At 63.4% G+C, this 7,872-nt stretch carries 9 protein-coding genes; 5 read left to right on the top strand and 4 right to left on the bottom strand.

Annotation, left to right across the window (positions count from 1 at the left end; translation table 11 throughout):
* Both J4E53_RS28780 and J4E53_RS28785 read right to left on the bottom strand, forming a co-directional pair.
* Positions 1-209 (bottom strand): helix-turn-helix transcriptional regulator (locus J4E53_RS28780; RefSeq protein WP_207268249.1); only part of this gene is annotated, 209 nt, incomplete at its 3' end.
* Positions 210-350: 141 nt separating this feature from the next.
* Complete coding sequence (locus J4E53_RS28785; protein WP_060739320.1) at positions 351-1,280, bottom strand: LysR family transcriptional regulator; 930 nt, start codon at positions 1,278-1,280, stop codon at positions 351-353.
* A gap of 114 nt (positions 1,281-1,394) precedes the next feature.
* On the opposite strand from J4E53_RS28785, the gene J4E53_RS28790 reads away from it, so the two are divergent.
* Together J4E53_RS28790 and J4E53_RS28795 are read left to right on the top strand one after the other, a co-directional pair.
* The gene (locus J4E53_RS28790) at positions 1,395-2,408 is read left to right on the top strand and encodes a zinc-binding alcohol dehydrogenase family protein (RefSeq protein ID WP_103311181.1); all 1,014 of its coding nucleotides are present in this window, start codon (positions 1,395-1,397) and stop codon (positions 2,406-2,408) included.
* A gap of 226 nt (positions 2,409-2,634) precedes the next feature.
* The gene (locus tag J4E53_RS28795; protein WP_170842341.1) at positions 2,635-2,805 is read left to right on the top strand and encodes a hypothetical protein; all 171 of its coding nucleotides are present in this window, start codon (positions 2,635-2,637) and stop codon (positions 2,803-2,805) included.
* A gap of 1 nt (position 2,806) precedes the next feature.
* Here J4E53_RS28795 and J4E53_RS28800 read toward each other — a convergent pair whose 3' ends face one another.
* Both J4E53_RS28800 and J4E53_RS28805 read right to left on the bottom strand, forming a co-directional pair.
* Positions 2,807-4,009 (bottom strand): multidrug effflux MFS transporter, encoded by a 1,203-nt coding sequence (locus tag J4E53_RS28800; protein ID WP_060739322.1) that lies wholly within the window; start codon positions 4,007-4,009, stop codon positions 2,807-2,809.
* 95 nt (positions 4,010-4,104) lie between these two features.
* Positions 4,105-4,302, bottom strand: a complete 198-nt coding sequence (locus J4E53_RS28805) for a heavy-metal-associated domain-containing protein (protein ID WP_060739323.1) — start codon at positions 4,300-4,302, stop codon at positions 4,105-4,107.
* Between the two features lie 148 nt (positions 4,303-4,450).
* Between J4E53_RS28805 and J4E53_RS28810 the strand changes: the two genes are divergently transcribed.
* The 3 genes from J4E53_RS28810 to cueR all read left to right on the top strand — a co-directional run bounded on the left by J4E53_RS28810 (position 4,451) and on the right by cueR (position 7,849).
* A complete protein-coding gene (locus J4E53_RS28810) occupies positions 4,451-4,834 on the top strand; it encodes a hypothetical protein (protein ID WP_060739324.1) in 384 nt (127 codons plus the stop codon).
* A gap of 223 nt (positions 4,835-5,057) precedes the next feature.
* Positions 5,058-7,451 carry a heavy metal translocating P-type ATPase gene (locus tag J4E53_RS28815; protein WP_103311179.1) on the top strand — a complete coding sequence of 798 codons (2,394 nt, stop codon included), beginning with the start codon at positions 5,058-5,060 and terminating at the stop codon, positions 7,449-7,451.
* On the top strand, positions 7,448-7,849 hold the full coding sequence (gene cueR, locus J4E53_RS28820; RefSeq protein WP_060739326.1) for a Cu(I)-responsive transcriptional regulator: 402 nt from the start codon (positions 7,448-7,450) through the stop codon (positions 7,847-7,849). Before J4E53_RS28815 ends, cueR begins: the two co-directional genes overlap by 4 nt.
* Positions 7,850-7,872 lie beyond the last annotated feature (23 nt).

Below are 7,872 nucleotides of genomic sequence, written 5' to 3' on the forward strand. Positions count from 1 at the left end.
CGCTTGCGACCCCGGGCTTCGACTTTCAACAGGCCGCCGGCGGACAAGCGCCCCAGATGCGCATTGGCCGAGGACGGCGACAACCCGGCGAGCAACGCCAACTCTTCGGCCTGGCGGGCCGTGCCGTCCATCAAGGCCCACATCATTGCGCTGCGCTTGGGGTCAGCCAGCAGCGTGGCGATCTGGCTGATGCAAGGTGCATGTTCCATGTATTCACTCCCTGTTGAATCATTCGTCTACTGCTCTGGCGCAGGCGGTCGTTAGTATAAGCGCGACAATCGAGCTTTCCTGTCCTCCGGAAACCTTTGGAGGCGATTGTTCATGAGGGAAAAGTCTCTATTTGCGCGCGACTAATGGCCGGCCCCCGTTGGGAGTGGAAATCGAGTCGTCAACTCACCGCAGCGAGCCTGGAGCATGTCCCGCAGAAGATTGATGGGTTTGCTCAATTGCGCCCGGTGGGCACACAGCAGATTGAGGGGCGCGCGTTCGCATTGCAGGTGCGGCAAGAGGATTTTCAAGCGCCCGGCCAGCACGTCGGTGGACACATCCAGCCACGATTTATAGGCGATCCCGGCCCCCGCCACCGCCCAGCGGCGCACCACGTCGGCGTCGTCACTGAAACGGTCGCCACTGACGGTGAGGCTCACCTCCCGCTTGCCGTCATGAAAAGCCCAGCGGTCATGGACCCGGCTGCCCAGCATGTACAACAGGCAGTTGTGTTGGGCCAGTTGTTCCAGTTGATGAGGTTCGCCCTGGCGAGCCAGATAATCCGGCGATGCGCACAGCACTCGATGGTTGTCCGGGGCGACAGGCAAAGCCACCAGGCTCGAATCTTCCGGCTCGCCATAACGCAGGGCGATGTCCACCGGCTGCTTGAACAGGTCGGCGATGCGATCGCCCAGTAGCAGTCGCACCGTCAGCCCGGGGTGCTCGCGCTGGAACGCATCCAGCCAGGGCAACAGCAGGTTGCGTCCCAGGTCCGACGGCGCGGACAACTGCAACACCCCGCTGACCTGGTCCTGGCCGCTGGTCAACAAGCGCCGGCCTTCGTCAAGGCTGCTCAGTGCGGCCCGGGCATATTCGAGAAAACCCTCGCCTTCGGCCGTCAGGCGCAAGCTGCGGGTAGAGCGGGCCAACAGCCGGGCGCCGAGGTGCTGCTCGATCCGTTTCAACGCGGCACTGGCCACCGCCGCCGACAGGTCCATGACCCTGGCCGCGGCCGAAAGACTGCCCAGGTCCGCTGCCCGGACAAACAATTGCAAGTCATCGAAGCGAAGCATCACGCGCCCATTATCAAAAAAGTATTGAAAGAGCCTGTTGTTTTAGCCGGTTTTATCTCGACTATAAATAGCTAAACATGGACTTCATCGAAACTCACCTCACGGAGCCGCTTCATGAAAGCCATTGCCTACTACCACTCGCTACCCATCACCGACCCACAATCGCTCCAGGACATCAAGCTGCCGGAACCCGTCGCCGGTCCCCGGGACCTGCTGGTGGAGGTCAAGGCCATTTCGGTCAACCCGGTGGACACCAAGGTCCGCCAGAACGTCCAGCCCGAAGATGGCGTCGCCAAGGTGCTGGGCTGGGACGTGGCCGGCGTGGTCAAGGCGGTGGGCAGCGAGGTCACGCTGTTCAAGGCCGGGGACAAGGTGTTCTACGCCGGTTCCATCGCCCGGGCCGGTGGCAACAGCGAATTGCACGTAGTGGATGAACGCATTGTCGGCCACATGCCCAAGACCCTCGGTTTCGCCGACGCGGCGGCGCTGCCACTGACGGCCATCACCGCCTGGGAATTGTTGTTCGAGCGCCTGCACATCCAGGAAGGCCAGGACAATCAGGGCCAGAGCCTGTTGATCGTCGGCGCCGCGGGCGGCGTGGGGTCGATCCTGACGCAACTGGCCAGTCAACTCACCGGGCTGAAAGTGATTGGCACCGCGTCCCGTGCGCAAACCCAGGAATGGGTGCGCAACCTGGGTGCCGACCTGGTGATCGACCACAGCCGCCCCTTGAGCGAAGCATTGAAGGAAGCAGGCCAGCCCCAGGTGACTCACGTCGCCAGCCTGACCCAGACCGACCAGCACCTGGACCAACTGGTCGAAGCCCTCGCCCCCCAGGGCAAACTGGCGCTGATCGACGATCCCAAGGCGCTGGACGTGACCAAGCTCAAGCGCAAGAGCCTGTCGTTGCATTGGGAATTCATGTACACCCGCTCGCTGTTCGAAACGGCCGACATGCTTGAACAACACAAACTGCTCAACCGCGTGGCCGCGCTGATCGACGCCGGTACACTGAAGACCACGGTGGGCGAGCATTTCGGCACCATCAACGCCGAGAACCTGCGCCGGGCCCATGCCTTGCTGGAAAGCGGCCAGTCCAAGGGCAAGATTGTGCTTGAAGGCTTCTGACCCAAGACAGACACCATGATGGCCTGGCGCTTGTGGGAGCCCAGCTTGCTCGCGATGGAGGCGCCGCGGTTCTCTATAAAACCGCGTCACCCTTTCTCGCGAGCAAGCTTTGCTCCCACAAAACCCATGCCGTCAGTCCGAGAATTGACCGTTGTCACAACTCCGATCGTATTCGGGTCTACACTCGAGGCCTTTGCAACGTAATCTTTTCGTGAGGAGGTCAGCAATGAAGATCCTGATAAAAGAAGTGGCAAAAAACCAATGGCAAGTGCGTCTTGACCGGCACGTCGTCACCTTCCGTACCGAGGCCGAAGCCCAGGCTTTCGCCACAACCTTGCAGGCGCGGATCCTCGCGCCCCATCATTTCCCCGAACAGCAGCAGCGCGCGGCCGGCTGAGTCAGCCCTCGCGACTGGCCTGGGCCAATGCCCGGGCATTTTGCAGGCGACGAGTCAGCATCGCCGCGCTCACCACCAACAGCCCGCAAAGGCTGATGACCAGCGCCATTGGCACGGCGGTGCCGTTATGCAGCGCCGCCACCAACGCGGCTGCCCCGGCGGCGACGGAAAACTGCAGGCATCCCAACATCGCCGAAGCACTGCCGGCCCGGGCGCCCTGCCCGTTCATGGCGCAGGCCGAGGCATTGGGCAGGATGCAACCCAAGCTGGCGATGCAGATAAACAGTGGAACCAGCAGCGGCCACAACTGCGCAGGTTGCAATGAACTGACGGCCAGCAGGCTCAGCCCCGCGCCCAGGTAGACCCATACCGCGCGGCTCAGCAGGAACGCCGGGCCGCGCTTGGACAGCAGCCGGGCGTTGACCTGGGCGACCAGGATGAAGCCCGCCGCGTTGGTGCCGAACAGCCAACCGAAATGTTCAGCCGGTACACCATAGAGCTTGATGAAGACAAAAGGCGAACCGGCGATGTAGGCAAACATCCCGGCGATAGCGATGCCCCCCGTCAGCGCATGGCCGAGGTAGACGGAATCGGTCAATAACCGACCGTACTGGCGCAAGGCGCCCGACAAGGGTTGTCGAGGGACATGATCCGGCAGGCTTTCCGGCAGCCACAGGGCCACGGCCGTCGACGCCAGCGCACTGAACACGGTCAGGGCAATGAAGATCGATTGCCAGCCATGCAGGTTCACCAACAGCCCACCGAGCATCGGCGCGAGAATCGGCGCCAGGCCCATCACCAGCATCAGTTGCGAAAACACCTTGGCCGAACCCACCGCGTCGCATTTGTCGCTGACCACCGCCCGGGAAATCACCATCCCGGCGCATCCGCCCAAGGCCTGGACGAAGCGGGCACCGATCAGCCATTCGAGGTTCGGCGCATAGGCGCAGGCCAGGGACGCCAGGGTGAACAAGCCGACGCCCGTCAGCAGCGGGATGCGCCGCCCGAAGCGATCCGCCACCGGCCCATAGGCCAGTTGCCCGATGGACAAGCCGAGGAAATAGGCCGCCAGGGTCAACTGGATGTGTTTTTCGTCAGTACCGAAGGCGGTGGCCATCGCCGGAAAGGCGGGCAGGTAGAAGTCGATCGCCAAGGGACCGAAAGCGCTCAAGGCGCCAAGAATCAGAATGGTGCGAAAGTTCATCGGGCGTCCAGCTCAGGCGTCGTTCGACAGCCCGACAGTCTAGCCGTGCCGGGCGCTCTTGAACATTCCGATAGGTCGCTAACGATTAAAAAACTTCAGGCGGGGCTGACCTCATAGCCTTCTTCCTTGATGACCGCGAGCACGGCATCGGCCGCCAATGAGCTCTGGACCCGGACGGTCTTGGCACCCAGGTCGACTTGCACGTCCGCCGCCGGATCCTTGGCCTGGACAGCCTGGGTGATGGCCTTGACGCAGTGACCGCAGGACATGCCCTGAACATTGAATGTTTGCATGAGATGACTCCTTGGGATTGAGGTTGCCGCCAGTCTCAAGCTTGCCATCATGGCAAGGTCAAGTTCTGACAAAAACTGCCGGGCTGGCAATCGGCGTCGCCCTCAGCCAAGCTGCACACATCAAGGATTTCACACCGGAGGTTCAGCCATGCGCTGGTCAGCGTTCAGCCTGTTTTGCATGCTCGGTTTTTCAGCGATGGCGCCCCAGGCCTCGGCCGTCGGCGAAGACTATGGCGTGTTGATCATTTCCCGTGAGCGCCTGGAAGTGGCGACCAGTTGCGAAATCGGCATCTACATCCAGGATCAACTCTCGGCCAGGCTGTTCCAGGAGCAGAGCACCTCGTTCAACCTGCCGCCGGGCCAGTTTTCCTTGCGCCTGAAATTGCTGCCGGGACAGGCGCCGGGTTGCAACCCGGGCATGCTCGCGCCAGGGTCGCAGAACATCACCCTCAAGGCCGGTGACATCTTGAAGTTCCGCATCGCCATGAACGAACAAGGTATGTACCTCAAGCAGGCTGGGCTCGGTTACTGACACGCCACTTGCCCCGGTGGGCAAGCTTTGTGGGAGCAAAGCTTGCTCGCGATCCAGGCGCCGCGGTCACTCAAGAGACTGCAGTGCTTTCATCGCGGGCAAGCCTTGCTCCCACAGAGCCAGATCCCATATTAGGGAGCAGCAGCCCTTTTTGGATTGGCGCTTGACCTTGCCAGCATGGCAAGGTTGATCCTGTAGTCATTCACTACAGGGAGCGTGACCGATGTCCGAATCCACCACATTCGATCTACCCATTGCCGGCATGACCTGCGCCAGCTGCGCCGGGCGGGTCGAGCGAGCCTTGAGCAAAGTCGCCGGTGCCAGCGCCGTCAGCGTCAACCTGGCGACGGAACTGGCGCGTGTCCAGGCCCCCGAAGGCAGCCTGCCGGCCTTGAAGCAGGCCGTCGAACAGGCAGGCTATAGCGTTCCCGTGCACACCCTGGAACTGAACATCGAAGGCATGACCTGCGCCTCCTGTGTCGGCCGGGTCGAACGGGCCTTGGGCAAGGTCGACGGTGTGAACAGCGTCAGTGTCAACCTGGCCAACGAGCGGGCTCACCTCGAACTGCTCGGCCAGGTGGATGCGCAAACCCTGATCGATGCGCTCAAGCGCGCCGGCTATGACGCCACGGTCTGGCAGGCCGAGCAGGTCGCCGACACGCAGAACAACCGTCTGAACCGTGAACGCCTGGCCCTGGTGCTGGCGATTCTGCTGTCGGTGCCGTTGGTGCTGCCCATGTTGCTGCAGCCGTTCGGCGTGCATTGGATGCTCCCGGCCTGGGTGCAGTTCGCCCTGGCGACGCCGGTGCAGTTCATCTTCGGTGCGCGTTTCTACGTCGCCGCCTTCAAGGCCGTGCGGGCCGGTGCCGGGAACATGGACCTGCTGGTGGCCCTGGGCACCAGCGCTGGCTACGGCTTGAGCCTGTATGAATGGGCGATCGCCCGTCCCGGCAGCATGCCGCACTTGTATTTCGAGGCTTCGGCCGTCGTGATCGCCCTGGTGTTGCTCGGTAAATACCTGGAAAGCCGCGCCAAGCACCAGACCGCCAGCGCCATCCGCGCCCTCGAAGCCTTGCGCCCGGAACGGGCGATCCAGGTGATCGATGGCCAGGAGCGGGACGTTGCCATCAGCGCCCTGCGCTTGAATGACCTGGTGCTGGTCAAGCCCGGCGAACGCTTCCCGGTGGACGGCGAAGTGCTGGAAGGCCAGAGCCACGCCGACGAAGCGCTGATCAGCGGCGAAAGCCTGCCGGTGCCCAAGCAGCCCGGGGACAAGGTCACCGGCGGCGCCATCAATGGCGAAGGCCGGTTGCTGGTCCGCACGCAAGCCCTGGGCACCGAAACCGTCCTGGCGCGCATCATTCGCCTGGTGGAAGACGCCCAGGCCGCCAAGGCACCGATCCAGAAACTGGTGGATAAAGTCAGCCAGGTCTTCGTACCGGTGGTGCTGGTACTGGCCCTGGCGACGCTCATCGGTTGGTGGCTGTACGGTGCGCCACTGGAAACCGCGCTGATCAACGCCGTCGCCGTGCTGGTGATCGCCTGCCCCTGCGCCCTGGGCCTGGCGACGCCCACGGCGATCATGGCTGGCACCGGCGTGGCGGCGCGCCACGGGATTCTGATCAAGGATGCCGAAGCCCTGGAACGCGCCCATGAAGTCACGACCGTGGTGTTCGACAAGACCGGCACCCTGACCTCCGGCACCCCGCGTATCGCCCACTTGACCGCCCTGGACGGTGATGAAGACGCGCTGCTGAAAATGGCCGGCGCACTGCAGCGCGGCAGCGAACACCCGCTCGCCAAAGCCGTACTGGACGCCTGCACCGAGCGCGGCCTGGATGTGCCGGATGTCAGCGACAGCCAGTCCCTGGCCGGACGCGGCATTGCCGGCAGCCTCGCCGGGCAACGCCTGGCCCTGGGCAATCGCCGTCTGCTGGACGAACTGGGCCTGAACCCCGGAACGCTGGCCGAATCCGCACAGGCTTGGGAAGCCGAAGGCCGTACGTTGTCCTGGCTGCTCGAACAAGGCGCGACGCCGCGGGTGCTGGGCCTGTTCGCCTTCGGTGACACCCTCAAGCCCGGCGCTCTCGCCGCCGTACAGGCCTTGAATGAACAGCACATCGCCAGCCATCTGCTCACCGGCGACAACCAAGGCAGCGCCCGGGTGGTGGCCCAGGCGCTGGAGATTTCCAATGTCCATGCCGAGGTACTGCCAGCGGATAAATCCGCCATCGTCCAACAATTGAAGCGCCACTCGGTGGTGGCGATGGTCGGCGACGGCATCAACGACGCCCCGGCCCTGGCCGCCGCCGACATTGGCATCGCCATGGGCGGTGGCACCGACGTGGCGATGCATGCCGCGGGCATCACCCTCATGCGTGGCGATCCGCGACTGGTACCGGCGGCGCTGGACATCAGCCGCAAGACCTACGCCAAGATCCGCCAGAACCTGTTCTGGGCGTTCGTCTATAACTTGATCGGCATCCCCCTGGCGGCGTTCGGCTTGCTCAACCCGGTGCTGGCCGGCGCGGCCATGGCCCTGTCGAGCGTCAGCGTGGTGAGCAATGCGTTACTGTTGAAGTTCTGGACACCCAAGCAGTTGGAGGACAAGCGATGAACATCGGCCAAGCGGCCCGCCAGAGCGGCCTGAGCGCGAAGATGATCCGCTATTACGAATCCATCGGCCTGCTCAAGGCCGCCCATCGCACCGACAGCGGCTACCGGGTCTACGGCGCCGATGACCTGCACACCCTGGCGTTCATCAAGCGCTCCCGCGACTTGGGGTTTTCCCTGGAAGAGGTCGGCAAATTGCTCACTCTCTGGCAAGACCGCCAACGCGCCAGCGCCGACGTCAAGGCCCTCGCCCGGCAACACATCGATGAGCTGAACCAGAAAATCCGCGAACTGGCCGAACTGCGCGACACCTTGCAAGACCTGGTAGAGCACTGCCACGGCGACCACCGTCCGGATTGCCCGATCCTCAAGGAACTGGCGTCGGGGTGCTGCAAGAATTGATGCCCACAAAGACCGGCGGTGGA

The sequence above is a fragment of the Pseudomonas sp. FW305-28 genome (genome assembly GCF_017351395.1).
Classification (GTDB): domain Bacteria; phylum Pseudomonadota; class Gammaproteobacteria; order Pseudomonadales; family Pseudomonadaceae; genus Aquipseudomonas; species Aquipseudomonas fluorescens_AA.